Source organism: Bacillus sp. AFS012607 (assembly GCF_002558005.1).
GTDB classification, from domain to species: Bacteria; Bacillota; Bacilli; order Bacillales; family Bacillaceae_G; genus Bacillus_A; species Bacillus_A thuringiensis_S.
In genome coordinates, this window is sequence record NZ_NTVM01000015.1 from 125,305 (window position 1) to 142,934 (window position 17,630).

Here is a 17,630-nt window from a genome sequence, read left to right on the forward strand (position 1 = left end):
AGGTGAAATGAGCAATGAATACAATGAATACATCAAAAACTGTCTCTCCATATTTTGCATTTATTTTATTGCATTCTCTCCAGATTGGTATAGGAATTCTCGGATATCAACGTGTAATTTTAAAAAACGCTGGTTATGATGCCTGGATTTCTCTTATTATTGCGGGAATTGCAACTCATATTGTACTGGTTTGTATGTTAAAAATGCTTGAAAAAGACGGAGATTTAATTAGCATTCATACAACAACCTTTGGAAAATGGATTGGCTCTATATTTTCTGTAATTTTCACTCTTTATTGCTTATTATTTTGCCTTACTGTTCTTCGTACATATATGGAAGTGATACAAGTTTGGATTTTCCCTACCATTAAGTTATGGAAACTTACCCTTATGTTTTTATTAGTCACTTACTACATTATAAAAGGCGGCTTCCGCTCTGTGACAGGGATATGCTTTTGGGGTATTGTGCTTCCTATTTTCGTGATATTTTTTTTAATTTATCCAATGAAGTATGCACATTTCCGTAATATTTTACCTATTTTTACGCATTCACCTTTTGACATGCTTATATCTGCAAAGCACTCCGCATTGGAATTTCTGGGGTTTGAAACAATTCTTATCTTTTATCCCTTTATTGAAAAAGGAAAATCTTTAAAACGATGGGCCCATGCTGGAATTGCTTTTAGCACCTTAATTTATGTAGTTTTAGCTATCGTATCCTTTATGTATTATAGTGAGGGTCAATTAAACCGTACTATTTGGCCTACTTTAACAATGTTAAAAATAATTAAAGTTCCTTTTATTCAGCGTTTTGAATATATTATTATTTTCGTTTGGTTTTTAATTATTTTACCAAACCTTTGCTTAACCATTTGGTCATCATGTCAAACGATGAAGCGTTCCTTTCATATTTCATTTAAATTTACATTACCGTTTTTTATTTTCATCATATTTTCAGCTTCTCTGCTTTTCACAAACCGTGAAAGTATCAATACATTAAATACCGTACTATCTCAAGCGGGTTTATATATTGTATACGCTTATATCCCAATTTTATTTCTATTTCATTCGCTAAGATGGCGTTTCAAAAATCAGTCGAAAAAATCTTCACCCGACACTCCATAATCTCTGATACAATTTGATTAATACATTTGTAAAGGGGACAAGCGAATGAAAAAGTATGTATTTTCTTTACTTGCAGTACTAAGCTTAATTCTTGCTGGATGCGGAAGTACTGGTACAAATGACCAAAAATCTTCTGAATCAAAAAAAGAAGAACATGACCATGCATCCCACACTCAACAAGCTGACATTCAAGAGAAAACAAAAGGAGTCGACAAACTTCCGACCTTCCTAGATAAGCTTGATCCACAAATGAAAGATATTTACACCGTCGCTGGGCAAAATGCAGAGCTATTAGATTGGATTCCATGCTATTGTGGTTGCGGTGAAAGTGTAGGACATAAAAATAATAAAAACTGCTTTATTCGTGAAATTAAAAAGAATGGTGAAGTTGTTTGGGATTCCCACGCAACGACTTGCGTCAATTGCCTAGAAATCGCAGTTGAATCTGCTTCCATGAAACAAAAAGGAAAATCAACGCTTGAAATTCGTAACTATATCGATAATAAATACAAAGAAGGCTATGGCAAACCAACACCTACGCCAATGCCAAAAGCTTAAAAAACGAGGGAATTCCTCGTTTTTTCTTTTCATTCTCTTTTTTTCTTAACAAATTCTTTCAAGTGTATTTCTCCTTACTTATCACACACTATATATAACTCTCGGTAAGGAGGGTACACAGTGCAAACATATAACGAATATGATAAAGCTCTCTATTACACGTATTGCTGTAATTGGGATAAATTACTCGTTCTCATGGTTCAAACGAACGATCAATTATTTTCTAAGCGTATTGAGCATTTTTTACACGCTTATCAATACAGCAAAGAACTACCAGAAGTTGATAAACAACTGCAGCTCCTATTTCAATATATTGACCATGCATCCCAAAAGTCGCATGTAGAAGAAGTAGAGCAAATTCAAATGTAAAATATAGCGCTATTCTCTTTAGGAGAATGGCGCTTTTTTAAAATATTAATACCAATAAAAGTTTCCTCTTATAAAACTTTTATTGATAAACATATTTTTTCTTTCTTTTCTATACCACTTCATACTATAATTTAGTATGTAACTATTATAAGAGAGGTATAAAATATGGGACGAGAAAAAAAGCAAGAATATGCTTTACTTACCGCATGGGGAGCTTCTTTTATCGCTACACTAGGAAGTCTGTACTTTTCCGAAATCATGAAATTTGAGCCTTGTGTCCTTTGTTGGTATCAACGCATTTTTATGTATCCATTCGTTTTATGGCTTGGTATTGCTGTAGCAAAGAAAGACTATCGCATCGCAAGTTATTCTTTACCAATCGCAACTATTGGCGCTTGTATTTCTTTATATCACTATGCAATTCAAAAAGTCGCAGCATTTTCAGCAGCTGGGGCAGCTTGTGGACGTGTACCATGTACGGGAGAATACATAAACTGGTTCGGCTTTGTGACAATCCCGTTTTTAGCACTTATCGGCTTTATTACAATCGCTGTTTGTAGCTTTATTGTCATCAAAAACAAATAAGGAGATGAAAGAATGAAAAAAATGCTTATATTTGGTGGTATTATTATCGCCTTGTTCGTGGCAATTTTTGCAGTAACACAAATGGAAGAAAAAAATGCTACTAGCCAAAAAATTGATAATCCTACTGAAAGTAAGACAAACGGTTCTGACTACTACACAAATAAAATCTCTCTTTCAGATCTTCAAAAGAACTTAAAAGAGAAAAAAGAAGAAACAGTATACTTTTATCAAACATCTTGCGTTCATTGCCAAAAATTATCTCCTGTCGTAGTGCCGATGGCTAAAGACTTGAACGTTGATATGAAAGTTATGGATATTGAAAAATTAGATGCTCCTTGGGATGAATATAAAATTCAAGGTACACCAACAATCATTCATTTTAAAGATGGCAAAGAAGTAAGCCGTATTAGCGGTGAACAGCCAAAAGACAAATTAAAAGAATGGCTTGAGCAAACGAAAAAGTAACGAGAAAAGGAAACTCCTTCTACACATGAAATGGGCGTAAAATCCCACACTAATGTATAAGGAGGGGGTTTTATGCCAGAAGTAAGATGTTCTGTTTCCAACTGTTCTTTTTGGGGACAAGGTAACTTTTGTCAAGCAAGTGCGATCGTCGTTCAGCCTGATGCAGATGAAACTGGTCAAACTGAAAATGATTCATATACAGCTGCTGTTTTAACAAACGAGACGCTAGAAAGTTCTGTAGCAACGAGTGTAGAGACTTGTTGTCATACATTTAAGCCTAAATATTAAACATAAAAAGCATACGATTCATCGTATGCTTTTTTACATCCCTCTCCAAAAATCATGCATAATAAAAAAATATAAAATAACGAGAACGGCCGTCCCGCATAGGGTAATGCGCCGATATATACTCTTCTCTCCTTCCCTCGCTTTCACAAACGCCCAAATAAATCCGAAGAATAATATTAAATCAACATATGGAACATAAAAAGAAAAGACGAGAAACGCATATAAATACACGATAAATAAACAGGTCGTTACTAAGAAAACTTTAAACGCAAATTCACTTTTCATAATATAACCGCCCCCTATCTGTACTGTATTATATTCAGCAAAATACAATAGTTGCAGTTAAACTCCAAGTATAAATAAGCTACCGTCTGTAATACGGTAGCCATTACGGAACATTGTATTTCCGTTTATATATATTACTTAAGATCGAAGAAGGAATTTGCTCGTAACGAATTTTCTCTCCTGTTTCATCTATAATATACGAATTGTTTCCTATATAATATATTCCATCTTTTCGCTTTGAGTACACTGGATATCTTTCGTTCGGCAATACCGTTTTCACTTTCGTTAACTGTCCATTTGGTTCTTGCCAATATATATCTGCGCGGTCTACTAACGTAAGTACTCCAATTTGTTCTTCTTCTATTTTTCGTCCATTCCAGCTCACAACGCGATAACCAAGCTTATTCGCTTCATATTCGGGGCTCGTATGAAAACGAGAAATGATTACTTTTGTTTGTAATTGTACTCGGTCATATAACCATTGTATATCCCTGTCATGCATGCGAATACAGCCATTTGATTCCCTACTTCCAATCGTCCATTCCCGATTTGTCCCGTGAATCGCATATTCATTCTTATCTAGCCCAAGCCATCTCGTACCAAGAGGGTTATTCGGTGCACCCCCAGCTATTTTTTTTCGATGGTATTCTTTATTTTTAAATTTAGTTATAATACAAAAATTACCTTCAGGCGTAGGTGTACGATCTCTTCCAGTCGTTACTGGAAATGTTTTTGTGTAATTTCCATTCTCAAAAAAAGACAACTGGTTTGTGGTAAGATTCACTAATATTAAATGATCTGTATCAGCAAAAGCACTAACCGGTAGGAAGAAAAATAATAGTAAAACGAAACATACCCTTTTCACCTATATCCCCCCTAGCGCTCACCATAATAATTGTAATTAGCTTTACTTTGCTCTTATAAATGAAAACTATCCATTTACAATAACGCCCCCATTTACATGTATCATTTGTCCCGTAACATAAGAAGAATCACCAGACGCTAAATATACATATGCCGGCGCTAACTCATATGGTTGACCAGGCCTTTGCATCGGGACATTGCTCCCAAACTGAGAGACTTTCTTCTCATCAAAGCTCGATGGAATAAGCGGTGTCCAAATCGGTCCCGGCGCAACACCATTTACACGAATTCCTTTTTGTACTAATGATTGAGAAAGTGATCTTGTAAACGCTACGATTGCTCCTTTCGTTGCGGAATAATCAATTAACGTTTCATTCCCTTCATATGCAACGATAGATGCCGTATTTATAATGACATCTCCTTTCTTCAAATGAGAAAGTGCGGCTTTCGCAACGTGAAAATAAGAAAAAATATTAATACGAAAAGTCTTTTCTAGCTGTTCTGCTGTAATATACTCTAGTCCTTGCTGCGGATATTGCTGCGCGACATTATTTACTAAAACCTGTAAACTACCTAGCTGCTGGACGGTCTCTTCTACAATATCTTTACAATGCTGTTCATCACTTAAATCACCCGGCAACAATACACACTTTACTCCTTCTTTTTCAACACGTTGTTTCGTCTCATTTGCATCTTCTTCCTCATCTAAATAAGCAATCGCAATATTTGCTCCCTCTTTCGCAAAAGCGATGGAAACAGCTCGTCCAATCCCACTATCTCCCCCTGTAATTAATACATTCTTTCCTTTTAACTTTTCGCTACCTTTATAATTCGAATCTTCAAACTGCGGAAGTGGATTCATTAATGATTCAATACCAGGCTGTTTATTTTGATGTTGCGCTGGCATTGTTACAAAGTTTTTTTGCTGTGGCATAGCTTCTTTCAACTCCTTTTTCTTATAATGTGCATAATAAAAACTGAAATTCAAACATCAAGTTACGATTAATATTCGAATTTAAGACATAAAATATGAATTGTTGTAAACTTTTTATACAAAACTATTGCAAAATAGTTAAAAAACGAATATTATATATAACTGTTGTGAAAATTATTCGTAAACAGAAAGGATGTTTATATGTTTAACCTTTCAAAACATAAAACTTCTATTAAAACTGAAATTATGGCAGGTATTATTACCTTCTTAACAATGGCATATATCATTGTCGTAAACCCAGTCATCCTTGGGGATGCAGGTGTTCCATTTGAACAAGCATTTACAGCAACAATTATCGCTGCTGTTGTCGGAACATTATTTATGGCGATCTTTACAAACTTACCAATCGCAATCGCGCCAGGTATGGGATTAAATGCTTACTTCTCTTACTCTGTTGTAAAAGCTCATGAAGGCATGACTTTCGCAATTGCATTCTCTGCTGTATTCGTAGCAGGTATGATTTTAATTTTGCTATCATTTACATCTTTCCGTACAAAATTAATGGAAGCAATTCCTGAAAACTTAAAACATGCAATTACTGCTGGTATCGGGCTATTTATCGCCTTTATCGGTTTACGTTTAACAGGTATCGTTACAAAAAATGATGCAAACTTAGTTGGACTTGGTGATCTTCACTCTGCTCCAGTTCTACTAGCATTAGCTGGACTTGGAATTACTATTATCCTTATGTCTTTAAATGTAAATGGCGCACTATTTATCGGTATGCTATTAACTGGTATTATCGCTTTCTTCACAGGACAATTAACATTCTCAAACGGTGTTACATCAATGCCTGGATTACCAGAAGGAATTATCGTTTCAAATCCAATTACTGCTGTATCTGACGTAATTAACTACGGATTATACGGCGTTGTATTCTCATTCTTCCTTGTTACATTATTCGATACAACAGGTACATTACTTGGCGTTGCTCAACAAGGTGGATTTATGAAAGATGGAAAGCTTCCAAAAGCTGGACGAGCTCTTCTATCTGACTCATTCTCAGCAACAATCGGTTCTATGTTCGGAACAACACCATCAACAGCGTACATTGAATCATCTGCTGGTGTTGCAGCTGGTGGTCGTACTGGTTTAACAACTGTTACAGTAGCTGTTTTATTCGCACTAGCAGCATTCTTCGGACCATTAGTAAGTGCCGTTTCTGGTGTATCAGCTATTACTGCACCATCATTAATTATCGTTGGTAGTCTTATGATGGGATCAGTTCGCCACATCGATTGGGACGCATTTGATGAAGCATTCCCAGCATTCTTAGTAATCTTAAGCATGCCACTTACATCAAGTATCGCAACAGGTATCGCTCTTGGATTTATTTCATACCCACTTATGAAAGTGGCAAAAGGTAAATTCCGTGCTGTTCACCCACTTGTGTATGTATTTGGAATTTTGTTTGCTTATCAATTAATTTTCTTACCACATTAAAATCCCTCATAAAGAGGGATTTTTTATTTATAAAAGAAAAGTAGAGCATCGAAATTAGATGCTCTACTTTTCTTTTGTTACTTTTAACACTTCTCATTTACTTGTAATTCTTTACTGTACTTTTGAATGAACACTGACGAAATAACCATTACCATCCCTACACTCAACCCAATAAGCTGATCTAGTAGCATTTCATCATGAATGAACCAGCGCAGTAAAAATACACCACTAAAAATAAGCAACATAGCAAATCCAGTATGTCTAAGACCTTTATATACATTTTCCATATGTATCACCTCTTCACATACTTTTATCCATATTATACCATACATCCATCAAGCAAACGTATTGTCCTCTGGCAGCATGCAGCTACCTTTTGATCGTGTGTTACAACTAGCACCGTTTTCCCTTGTTTATGAATCTCTTTTAAGATGCTCATAATTTTCTTTCCGTTTTCTTGATCAAGAGCACCCGTTGGTTCATCAGCGAGGATAATTTTAGTATCTTGTGCTAAAGCCCTTGCTATTGCTGTTCTTTGCTGTTCTCCACCTGATAACTCGTAAGGATATTTGTTAATATGCCTCTCAATCCCTACCATTTTCAGCATTTCTTTTGAAATTTGCATACGTTTCTTATGAGAAATTCTTCTATATACAAGCGGAAGCATTACATTTTCAACAACTGTATAATCATCTAATAGCGAAAAGTTCTGAAACACAAATCCCACTTCCGTATTTCTATACTTATGATAGTTTGCCTTTAATGTACTTGTATCCACTCCATCTAAAAAATACTTTCCAGTAGAGGGGCTATCAATTAAGCCAATAATGTTAAGAAGAGTAGATTTCCCTGAACCAGAGGGGCCCATAATAGCTATCATTTCGCCTTGTTCTATTGTAAGATTAATATCTTTTAAAGCACTAAAATTACTATGTCCAAAGCACTTCGCTACATTTTCAAGCCTAATCATCTATAACACCTCTTTCATATATATTTTTTTATTTTTAATACAGTGAAATAAATGATTGCATATATAATGAAGATCATTATAATTGATAAAGCACCTATAACAACCAATGATTCTATAGAGACTTTTAACGTTCCAAAGAAAGATACTATACTATTTTCTAACCCTTTCTGAATTTCAATTACTCCGCTATTCTCCCATTGAAAATACATTATTCCTAAACATATCGATAAAACGAATAGCAACATATACTCAATAATAAATGGAAGACATATTTGAAAAGTGCTTGCACCTAACGCTGATTTAATAGAAATATTTTTACACTCCATATAAAGTGCTGCCATTGATGTTAACACGATAGATAGAAATGAAAAAAATAAGACTGTACCGCTTAATAATAAGGGGTATGACATATTATCAATACCTTGTTTTTCATTTTCTAACAATTTATTCGGATTTGTAACATAATACGAATAACCCTTACCTTCTGTTACCTTTAATACTTTCTTTTGAAATTCATTTATATTTATCTTCTCATTTGTTTCTATAATTAACCCATTGTATAAAAGTTCTGCACTATAGAACTCTATTTCTTCTGTTCCAATTGGTAAAATCGCCATGTCATCTAATAATGTAATACGATTATCCGATATTTCACCGCTTCGAGGATATGTGAATGGTGAATTTTTTTCTAAAAAGCCAATTACTTTTAGCTTCATTTTTCCAGATGGTATAACATCACCAATGGATACCTTACCTATATAATTAGCCCCTAATATAACAGGTCTAATATCAAATACTGATTTATGAAATTCCAATTCCTCAAAATATCTTCCTTGTGAAATTCGTATATGAAAGTACTTATTAATATCTTTATCAACAATAAGAGTCTTTATCGTTCCATTTTCTTCTTTTAAACTAAGTGAATAGTTACGGAACAAATAATTTGTTTTATTTGTTATTGGTATCGTATTAGATAACCCTTGCATGAAATGTTGATAATCATTTTTCGCTTTTTCTTCGCTAAACAATGTTATATCTTGCGTCGCATAAAGTTCATAGAAATTTTTATGAGTCGATAAATTATTTGCTATCGTCATCATTTTTCGATATCCGGAAAGATTACTAACAAATTCTATTGCTGAAGAAAATGCAATAATTAAAGAAATTACTATAATCAAACTTGGTAACAACCGTTTTTTCACAGACCGTATAGAATCAAATATAAAAAACATGAAGACCTCCTACGTTCTTAAATGTTTTCCAGGATATATATTTATAATGTGCTTGATTGGAATTACAGTAACACAAATTGTAAGAAGAATTATAAAAACAACATTGCATATCAATACATATAGTGTTAACGGTTTTACTAAGTATGTCTGAAAATAAGTATGAATTGTTCCCGAAAACATTTCTAACGTAATAAAAACTAAGAACATCGCTACTAGAGAAATAAACAAAATTTGAATATATAGTTCGCAATAAATAGATATATTAGAAGCACCTACTGCTTTTTTTAATGAAATCTCTTTTTCTTTTTTATAAATCCAAAATAAAACCGCAGAAATGCCAGAAACAATTGCAACAAGAATGAATTTATAGTAATACTTATTTGCTGGATCTACATGTGTCACATCTAGTTCCTGAAGATTTCGTTCATTCAGTATTTGAACATCTCCCGAAAGCACTTCTTTACTCCTACCCATAAACTTTTTTATTTCGTTATGAATAGATGATGTAGGATTAACAACTGTTAATTGTAATTGTTTACTCGCGATAATACCTTTTTTAGATATAGTAGGTAAGTTTTGAAGTGGAACGTATATGCCTGCTCCACCGACGTCACTGTCCTTTCTTGATATAGTTCCTATTTTTTTATATGTATCATCAAATTCATATAACTCCTCTACATTCGTTTGATCGCCAACAACCATATCGTTTACATTTTCACGATGAAAATATTGTCCTTCAGAAATATATGGCTTCCAATAATAATCATCTTTTAAGTTCACAGCTATGATCTTTGTTGCCCCTGAACTATTCAATGCTTTTAAATTTTCTACGTAAATATCACTTTTCACAAAAGTATCTTGTATGAGGGGAATTATCGTTTCCAATTCGGTTTCATTCGCTATCGGAACAGTTAACGTTTGATTCTTTTCTGGAAAACCAATTTGAAAGGCAGCTATAAAATTTCGTTTAGACTCTGTTAAAAGCGCGGCTACTGATATAGAAAGAAAAGAAATAAAAAATGACATAAGAAGAATTAAGAAAAACAGTTTATTACTTTTTATATTTTTAAAAGCTAGGTACATGTCTGTGCTCCTTTTAAATAAGAAGGAGATGATGAACATCCCCTTCTCCTTATCCAAATATTTATAAAAACAACTGTTTAATATTTTTTACCACTGTAATCGTAAGTTACCATTACTATCAAAAGTACCTTTGTGTGTATCTTCTTGATAGTCATTATTCTCATTCGCATAGTGCTCCGAGTATAGTCCTTTTGCACCAAAGGCGTTATATGCACCATTACTCACAGTTGCGTTTAATGCTCTTCCAGATTCATGGGATCCTAATTTGTCTGAAGCGCTTTCAATATATGAATTATTTCCATTTGATTTAATAAAAGAAATTGCTACTGAACAACGAGATGCATTTTGATTCGTAGTAGTTTGAGCTCTGTAAGATAGTAGGTTACCGCTTTTGTGACCGCTTAGAGTTGGATAGAATGCACTTGTTGAGATTGATGTTGCTAATAATACTAAAGTCGTAATTGAAAAAACTTTTCCTTTCATTAACAAGCACCTCATAAATTTAATAGTTTAGTAGCGCTACATCATCATAATATCCTTCAAATAAATTCTCCTCAATAAGAAACCTCGATGTTTTACAAACTCTTTAAACACTTAAACATTCATACATTTTTAAAAAGTAACGTATAAGTAGCAATATAAAAAGACTGCAGAGAAATTCTTCTCCGCAGCCTAATCATTATTTTTGTAAAAACGACTGTAAATCTGCAAACTGTCTCTTTGCATCTTCATAGCCTTGCTCGTATAAATTTTGTAGTTTTGCTGTATCTTTTTCCATACGATCTACTTGAAGCGGCACTTCTGGGCGAATAACAAATAAATTACCCGCTTGCTCTTCTTTTTCAATGTAGTGAAGCGTTTCATTATACACTTCATAACGCTTCAGCATCGTGTTAACAAGGTTCGGATATTTTTTATACGCTTTCGCTGCAATCCATCCAAACTTTGATTTTTTCTTCGCGTAACCGTGATTTCTCGTTAAAATAACGACTGATTTTTTAAATCCATCTTCTTGCGCTTTACGAACTGGAATCGGATCAGAAATTCCTCCATCTAATAACTGCTTACCACGGTAATTTACTACAGGTGCAATGAAAGGTAATGAACTAGATGCTTGTAATAAATTTAGTGCATCATCATTTGTCCCCTCTTTTTCAAAATAAACAGACTGTCCTGTTTCACAATCTGTTGTGCCTACAAGGAAACGCTCTGGACTATTAAAGTATGTTTCAAAATCAAACGGTACATGCTTTTCTGGAATCTCATGAAAAATGAACTCCATATCAAATAATTGGCGTTTTCTCCATAAGTTTTTATACGATAAATATTGCGGGTGTGATGCATAATCAATATTTACTGTTTTATTTCTATTTCTTTGTCTGGAAAGATACGACGCTGCATGACAAGCACCAGCTGATACACCGATTACATATGGAAAATATAAATCTTGTTCCATAAAATATTCTAATATCCCGCCCGTATATACACCACGCATACCGCCGCCTTCTAATACTAACCCCGTATTTTCAAGCATGTTACTCTCTCCTCTATATATATTGACTCTTTAATTATTCACCATGTTAAGTATCTTTTTCTATTATATATGAGTTCTTTCAGAAATTATATTCAAAAGACTTGAGAAAAAGGAGTTTTTTCTTCCAATTATATTTCCAAATGATCTGAGACATCCTTTATAAACCTTTGAATAAAGTCTTGCTCTGCTTTCGTATAACCATCTAAAAGTAACAGCCACTTTTCTTCAGCTTGCTTATGCAATTTTTCATGAGCTATATATATTTCATTCCCACTTTCCGTTAAGCGGAAGAAGATTTCTTTTTGATTATCTAACATTTGCATCTTCTCAACGAATTGCTTTTGAAACAACTTTGTACAAATTTTAGAGATCGCTCCCTTCGTCATGCCCATTTCTATCGTGATTGCCGTTACATTCATCAAACCATTTTTTCCGATACATTCGATTACATGTAACTCAGATAAAGACATACTACTTACACCTGTCTCATAAAAAAACTTCTCGTTTTGTCGTTTTAAATGTTCTTCTTTTTTATGCAAAAGTGTACGAATGTCCGACAGTATTTCCATTTGCTTCGTTGTATGCTTCAATCCGTTCGCCTCCTAAGTTTCCAAAGAAACAATTTAACTATATACCATTTTAAAATTATTTTTTCATCTTTACAAGTGAGAAAATAATTTTAAAATAAATTTAGTTTCCAAGGAAACTAAAATACAAGGAGGTTAACAAGATGAAAAAATCTAAACTAACTTTCATTTTATATGTTGTCTGTATTAGTGCCTTACTCGGTTCCTTCGCTCAAAATATTTACACACCTATCTTACCGATGATTCAAAATTCTTTTCACACTTCTCTTTATCTTGTAAATGTAACAGTTTCACTTTTCACATTCGTTCTTGCAATTATGCAGCTCGTATATGGACCTTTAATTGATACAAAAGGGAGAAAATCTGTCCTTATCCCTAGTTTAGTCATTAGTACAATTGGTTCAATCGGATGTGCTTTTTCGACAAACATTTATTTATTTCTCTTTTTTAGAGCTGTTCAAGCTATAGGAATAGCGGCTATACCTGTAGTTTCAGCAACGATTATCGGCGATTTATTTGAAGGAAAAGAACGCGGAGAAGCGATGAGCCTGTATCAAATGTTACTTGCTCTCGCACCTGCAATGGCTCCACTCATAGGTGGTTATCTTGGCAGTATACATGGTCACTTATCTGTATTTCTCTTTTTATCTACACTTGGCATTATCTTATTAATTATAAACATTTCACTACTTCCAGAAACAAAGCCAAATGTAATTAAGCGGTCTAAAGAACAAAAGAATTACTCTCTTATCTTAAAAAATAAAACTGGATTTTCTATTACTCTTATTGGCTTCATTCAATTTTGTATTTACTTTTGCTTTCTCGTTTTTTTACCGAGCATTTTAGCAAATTTATTTCATTTAGCTGCAAATGCAATTGGTCTTATGTTTGTACCAATGTCTCTTTCTATCATGCTAGGAAGTTATTGCTACAAGCTTTTGCAAAAACGCCTCACAACAAAGCAAGCTTTATTCATCACTAGTTTCTTCAATATTATATGTGTCACTTTATTCTCTTTCACATATAGCATCAATATCTCATTCATCATTATCGTTACATCTTTATACGGTTTTAGTATGGGACTTTCTATGCCAACTCACACTACTTTATTAACGGAGGAATTCGTACAAGAACGCGCAACAGCCATCGGTATGTATAACTTCATACGCTATCTCGGTATGGGCACAGGGCCACTTGTAGGTGGATTTCTTGTATTTAATCAAAATTACTTTTGGATTTTCTTCCTAGGTGCAATTACATTTCTATTTATCATTTTATGCGCAATGAAAATGCTACGTTTTCAGGCTGTACAAAAAGCAAAATAGAGACCTATAGATGGTCTCTATTCTAAACTCTTTGATCTGCAACGATATGAATATCAATATACTTCGTTTCTCTCATAATTTCATTTACAATTGAACCTTTTCGAATTTCTTCCCACCTTGTTCTTGCTGATTGTCCGAGTAAAATTTGCGTTACTTGTAGTCTTTTCGCAACTTCAATAATAACATCCGCTGGCTTTCTTCCTTTTGCCTCTTCTAAAACAAAACTCGCATCAAATTGATTCGTTAACGACTTCCACTCTTCAATCGTCTGCTTTTTCCCAGCTGAAATAGAATCTATATTTTCCCTCTCAACGTTTAATACGTACAATTCAGCATTTAACCGATCAGCCATGCGCCATCCCCGTCGTATTAATTTCTCCGCTGTCGAACTGTATTGTACACAAACAAGAATTTTTTCTTTTACACCAATCGGTTCTATTACTGTTTGGCTAATTTTCTCGTCCATATCATCTGCCACTTCCCGAAGTGATAATTCTCTTAGTGCCCCTAAATTATTAAGCGTAAAGAAATTTTGTAAGCTTTGCTCTATTTTTTCTTCCTTATATATCTTTCCATCTATTAACCTCTTCCTTAATACTTCCGGCGTTGCATCAACGAGCTGAATTTCATTTGCTTTTTGTAAAATAAAATCTGGAATACGTTCTCGCACTTTAACATTCGTAATTTGAGCAACAATGTCATGAACACTTTCTAAATGTTGAATATTAAAAGCTGATAAGACGGATATACCGGCATCTAGCAATTCCTGTACATCCATATAACGTTTCTTATTTTTAGATCCAGGAATATTGCTATGCGCAAGTTCATCCACAACAACGACTTGCGGTGCACGTTTTATAATTCCTTCCACATCGAGTTCATAAAATACTTTCCCTTTATACTCTATTTCTTTTAAAGGAACTTTTTCTAAATCAGCAATTGCTTCTTCCGTCTCTTTTCTACCGTGCGTTTCAATTAAACCAATTACAATATCCGTACCATCCTTTTTCATTTCTCTTGCATCAAAGAGCATTTTATAACTTTTTCCTACTCCTGGAGCCGCTCCTACATATAACTTTAACTTCCCGCGGTTTTGCTGACGAATATATTCTAAATACTCTTCTGGTGTTCGCCTTTGAAAAGTTGGTTTATAGTCATCCGCATACAAAACACTCACAACCTTTCTTTCGAAACAACGCTACCTCAATCCGTTAGATTGAGGTAGCGTTGTTTCTATTTCAGTAGTTTCTGCAATTCTAAATTTAACTTTAAAACGTTTACGCGGTTCTCTCCAAATAAGCCAAGTGCAGCACCTTCTGTTTGATCTTTAATCAACTGATTTAGCGTTTCTTTCGGAATATTCGTTAATTTAGAGATACGATCCACCTGCACAGAAGCTGCCTGCGGACTAATATCAGGATCTAGCCCTGAACCTGAATTCGTCACTAGATCAATCGGCACTTCTGTTACCGGAACAGCCCGATTTTGTTTCTTCCACTCTTCAATACTTTTCTCTACTCGTTTCTCTAAATCTGGATTAGATGGTGCATAGTTATTTGAACCAGATGCTTCAGCCTTATATTCAATACTAGAAACACGCCCTTGAAAATAACGTGGATCCGTGAAGTTTTGACCAATTAATTTAGAACCAATCACTTCATTTTTATCATTATATATTAGACTTCCATCCGCATTATCCTTCATCACTGCTTGTGCAATACCAGTAACAATAAGCGGATATACAAGTCCACACAACACTAGAAATGTAAAAGTAATACGGATAATTGTTGATAGTATACTTTGTTTCTTCTCCATCTTTTTCCCCTCTTCCTTATATAAACAAGCCGACAATTATATCAATTACTTTAATTCCAATGAATGGTACAATCACTCCGCCAAGTCCATAAATAAGTAGGTTTCGGCCAAGTAGTGCATTCGAACTCATTGGTTTATATGCGATACCTTTCATCGCTAACGGAATGAGTAATGGAATAATAACAGCGTTAAATAGTAATGCTGATAAAATCGCTGACAGTGGTGATGTTAGTTTCATAATGTTTAATGCCTCCATTTGCGGAATCGCAAGTGTAAACATCGCTGGAATGATTGCAAAATATTTTGCAATATCGTTCGCAATACTAAACGTCGTTAACGCACCACGCGTCATTAACAATTGCTTACCAATCCCTACAACCTCAATAATTTTTGTCGGGTTCGAATCTAAATCAATCATATTCGCTGCTTCTTTCGCAGCTGTCGTACCACTATTCATCGCTAATCCAACGTCAGCCTGCGCTAATGCCGGCGCATCATTTGTACCATCACCTGTCATCGCTACAAGTTTCCCTTTATCTTGCTCTGCTTTAATAACCGCAATTTTATCTTCTGGCTTACACTCAGCAACAAACTCATCTACCCCTGCTTCTTTTGCAATCGTTGCTGCTGTTAACGGGTTATCACCTGTACACATAACCGTTTTAATCCCCATTTGGCGCAATTGTTCAAAACGCTCACGCATACCTGGCTTTACTGTATCCTTTAAATAAATTAAACCGTAAATACGATTATTCACTGCAACTACAAGTGGTGTCCCGCCCTCTTTGGAAATGGAATCGGCTTTTTGATTTACATCTTTCGGAATCGTTCCACCTTGTGACCTAACCCATTCAATTACGCTACCTACAGCACCTTTTCTCACTTTCGTTCCGTCCTGTAAATCCACACCACTCATTCTCGTTTCTGCTTTGAACGGAACAAAATCACCTTGCTCTGCAATTTCTCGATTATATGATATAGCTTTCGTTTTTACATATTCTATAACTGATCGACCTTCTGGTGTTTCATCTAAAACTGAACTAATCGCGGCCCATTTCCCTACTTGCTCAATCGTCTCATTTCCTACAGGAAGCAATGTATGTGCCATTCGGTTCCCGAAAGTAATCGTACCTGTTTTATCTAAAATGATTGTATTAATATCACCCGCAGCTTCTACTGCTTTACCCGACATCGCTAACACATTGAACTTTGTCACGCGGTCCATCCCGGCAATACCAATTGCTGATAATAAACCACCAATTGTCGTTGGAATTAAACAAACTAACAACGCTACAAGTACAGCTGTATCAATTTGAAATCCTAAATAGTTTGTAAAAATCGGCAACGTCACAACAACGATTAAGAAAATAAGCGTTAAACTTGTTAATACTGTATTTAAAGCAATCTCATTCGGCGTTTTTTGACGAGCAGCTCCTTCTACTAACGAAATCATTTTATCAATAAATGATTCACCAGGATTACTCGTAATGACAATTGTAATCTCATCACTTACGACCATCGTCCCGCCTGTTACGGAACAAAAATCGCCGCCCGCTTCTTTTATTACAGGAGCTGATTCCCCTGTAATTGCAGATTCATCTACAGATGCTAATCCTTTGATTACTTCGCCATCATTCGGAATCATTTCTCCTTGTTTTACGATAACAACGTCACCTTTTGTAAGATCAGTTGCTGAAACTTGGACAATGTCTCCATTTTCTTTTACAACATTTGCAAACACATCTTTCTTCGACTGCTTTAAAGAATCGGCTTGCGCTTTACCACGACCTTCTGCTAATGCTTCTGCAAAATTCGCAAATAAAACTGTAAATAATAGAATGAGAGAAACTGTTATATTAAACCAACCTGGTATACTACTAGAACTACTTGGAAGAAAAGATAAAATGAACGTAATGATAAATCCAATTTCCACAACGAACATAATCGGATTCTTTATCATGACTTTCGGATTCAATTTCGCAATGGATTGCTTCATCGCATGTGTTACGATATCACGATCCATCGTTTTCGCTTGTCTAACTTCATCTTCTACAGCATGTATTTGTGACTCATTTAATTGTTTTTCTTTTACTACTACCGGTCTCATCA

General features: G+C 34.6%; 20 protein-coding genes and 1 pseudogene. 8 read left to right on the forward strand and 13 right to left on the reverse strand.

Going from position 1 to position 17,630, the window contains the following annotated elements; genetic code table 11:
* Positions 1 to 14: 14 nt before the first annotated feature.
* From CN409_RS19915 to CN409_RS19940, 6 genes are all read left to right on the forward strand, one after another.
* Positions 15 to 1,124 (forward strand): GerAB/ArcD/ProY family transporter, encoded by a 1,110-nt coding sequence (locus CN409_RS19915; RefSeq protein ID WP_001095145.1) that lies wholly within the window; start codon positions 15 to 17, stop codon positions 1,122 to 1,124.
* 45 nt (positions 1,125 to 1,169) lie between these two features.
* The gene (locus tag CN409_RS19920; RefSeq protein ID WP_097980893.1) at positions 1,170 to 1,682 is read left to right on the forward strand and encodes a PCYCGC domain-containing protein; all 513 of its coding nucleotides are present in this window, start codon (positions 1,170 to 1,172) and stop codon (positions 1,680 to 1,682) included.
* A 120-nt stretch (positions 1,683 to 1,802) separates the two neighbouring features.
* Complete coding sequence (locus tag CN409_RS19925) at positions 1,803 to 2,051, forward strand: YhdB family protein (protein ID WP_086390988.1); 249 nt, start codon at positions 1,803 to 1,805, stop codon at positions 2,049 to 2,051.
* Positions 2,052 to 2,216: 165 nt separating this feature from the next.
* On the forward strand, positions 2,217 to 2,636 hold the full coding sequence (locus CN409_RS19930; RefSeq protein ID WP_000532265.1) for a disulfide formation protein C: 420 nt from the start codon (positions 2,217 to 2,219) through the stop codon (positions 2,634 to 2,636).
* 12 nt (positions 2,637 to 2,648) lie between these two features.
* Positions 2,649 to 3,101, forward strand: a complete 453-nt coding sequence (locus CN409_RS19935; RefSeq protein ID WP_000738451.1) for a thioredoxin family protein — start codon at positions 2,649 to 2,651, stop codon at positions 3,099 to 3,101.
* A 72-nt stretch (positions 3,102 to 3,173) separates the two neighbouring features.
* Positions 3,174 to 3,389: a DUF1540 domain-containing protein gene (locus CN409_RS19940; protein ID WP_001115488.1), complete on the forward strand. Its 216-nt coding sequence runs from the start codon at positions 3,174 to 3,176 to the stop codon at positions 3,387 to 3,389.
* Between the two features lie 33 nt (positions 3,390 to 3,422).
* Here the strand turns inward: CN409_RS19940 and CN409_RS19945 are convergent, their stop codons facing one another.
* The 3 genes from CN409_RS19945 to CN409_RS19955 form a co-directional block, all read right to left on the reverse strand.
* Positions 3,423 to 3,674, reverse strand: a complete 252-nt coding sequence (locus CN409_RS19945; protein WP_000834195.1) for a hypothetical protein — start codon at positions 3,672 to 3,674, stop codon at positions 3,423 to 3,425.
* Positions 3,675 to 3,777: 103 nt separating this feature from the next.
* Positions 3,778 to 4,539: a L,D-transpeptidase gene (locus CN409_RS19950; RefSeq protein WP_000831959.1), complete on the reverse strand. Its 762-nt coding sequence runs from the start codon at positions 4,537 to 4,539 to the stop codon at positions 3,778 to 3,780.
* 66 nt (positions 4,540 to 4,605) lie between these two features.
* Positions 4,606 to 5,472 carry an SDR family oxidoreductase gene (locus tag CN409_RS19955; protein WP_001136290.1) on the reverse strand — a complete coding sequence of 289 codons (867 nt, stop codon included), beginning with the start codon at positions 5,470 to 5,472 and terminating at the stop codon, positions 4,606 to 4,608.
* A gap of 201 nt (positions 5,473 to 5,673) precedes the next feature.
* Here CN409_RS19955 and CN409_RS19960 point away from each other — a divergent pair, with 201 nt between their 5' ends.
* A complete protein-coding gene (locus CN409_RS19960; RefSeq protein WP_000482710.1) occupies positions 5,674 to 6,975 on the forward strand; it encodes an NCS2 family permease in 1,302 nt (433 codons plus the stop codon).
* An 83-nt stretch (positions 6,976 to 7,058) separates the two neighbouring features.
* Here the strand turns inward: CN409_RS19960 and CN409_RS19965 are convergent, their stop codons facing one another.
* The 7 genes and pseudogenes from CN409_RS19965 to CN409_RS19995 form a co-directional block, all read right to left on the reverse strand.
* On the reverse strand, positions 7,059 to 7,262 hold the full coding sequence (locus CN409_RS19965; RefSeq protein ID WP_044783318.1) for a hypothetical protein: 204 nt from the start codon (positions 7,260 to 7,262) through the stop codon (positions 7,059 to 7,061).
* 32 nt (positions 7,263 to 7,294) lie between these two features.
* Positions 7,295 to 7,945 (reverse strand): ABC transporter ATP-binding protein, encoded by a 651-nt coding sequence (locus tag CN409_RS19970; protein ID WP_000620150.1) that lies wholly within the window; start codon positions 7,943 to 7,945, stop codon positions 7,295 to 7,297.
* Positions 7,946 to 9,177, reverse strand: a pseudogene (locus CN409_RS19975) (ABC transporter permease family protein).
* Between the two features lie 9 nt (positions 9,178 to 9,186).
* Positions 9,187 to 10,260: an ABC transporter permease gene (locus tag CN409_RS19980; protein ID WP_097980894.1), complete on the reverse strand. Its 1,074-nt coding sequence runs from the start codon at positions 10,258 to 10,260 to the stop codon at positions 9,187 to 9,189.
* 87 nt (positions 10,261 to 10,347) lie between these two features.
* Positions 10,348 to 10,743: a hypothetical protein gene (locus CN409_RS19985; protein WP_000676983.1), complete on the reverse strand. Its 396-nt coding sequence runs from the start codon at positions 10,741 to 10,743 to the stop codon at positions 10,348 to 10,350.
* 196 nt (positions 10,744 to 10,939) lie between these two features.
* Positions 10,940 to 11,794, reverse strand: coding sequence for a patatin-like phospholipase family protein (locus CN409_RS19990; RefSeq protein WP_044783321.1), 855 nt, complete (start codon positions 11,792 to 11,794; stop codon positions 10,940 to 10,942).
* A gap of 128 nt (positions 11,795 to 11,922) precedes the next feature.
* Positions 11,923 to 12,384 carry a MarR family transcriptional regulator gene (locus tag CN409_RS19995; RefSeq protein ID WP_000683325.1) on the reverse strand — a complete coding sequence of 154 codons (462 nt, stop codon included), beginning with the start codon at positions 12,382 to 12,384 and terminating at the stop codon, positions 11,923 to 11,925.
* Between the two features lie 140 nt (positions 12,385 to 12,524).
* On the opposite strand from CN409_RS19995, the gene CN409_RS20000 reads away from it, so the two are divergent.
* Positions 12,525 to 13,706, forward strand: a complete 1,182-nt coding sequence (locus CN409_RS20000; RefSeq protein ID WP_097980895.1) for an MFS transporter — start codon at positions 12,525 to 12,527, stop codon at positions 13,704 to 13,706.
* Between the two features lie 22 nt (positions 13,707 to 13,728).
* Here CN409_RS20000 and kdpDN read toward each other — a convergent pair whose 3' ends face one another.
* The 3 genes from kdpDN to kdpB are packed head-to-tail and all read right to left on the reverse strand — an operon-like array spanning position 13,729 to position 17,628.
* Positions 13,729 to 14,883 carry a KdpD-like non-kinase potassium sensor gene (gene kdpDN / locus CN409_RS20005; protein WP_074790778.1) on the reverse strand — a complete coding sequence of 385 codons (1,155 nt, stop codon included), beginning with the start codon at positions 14,881 to 14,883 and terminating at the stop codon, positions 13,729 to 13,731.
* Between the two features lie 56 nt (positions 14,884 to 14,939).
* A complete protein-coding gene (gene kdpC / locus CN409_RS20010) occupies positions 14,940 to 15,521 on the reverse strand; it encodes a K(+)-transporting ATPase subunit C (RefSeq protein WP_000412615.1) in 582 nt (193 codons plus the stop codon).
* A 16-nt stretch (positions 15,522 to 15,537) separates the two neighbouring features.
* Positions 15,538 to 17,628, reverse strand: coding sequence for a potassium-transporting ATPase subunit KdpB (kdpB, locus tag CN409_RS20015; protein WP_141527717.1), 2,091 nt, complete (start codon positions 17,626 to 17,628; stop codon positions 15,538 to 15,540).
* Positions 17,629 to 17,630: the final 2 nt, after the last annotated feature.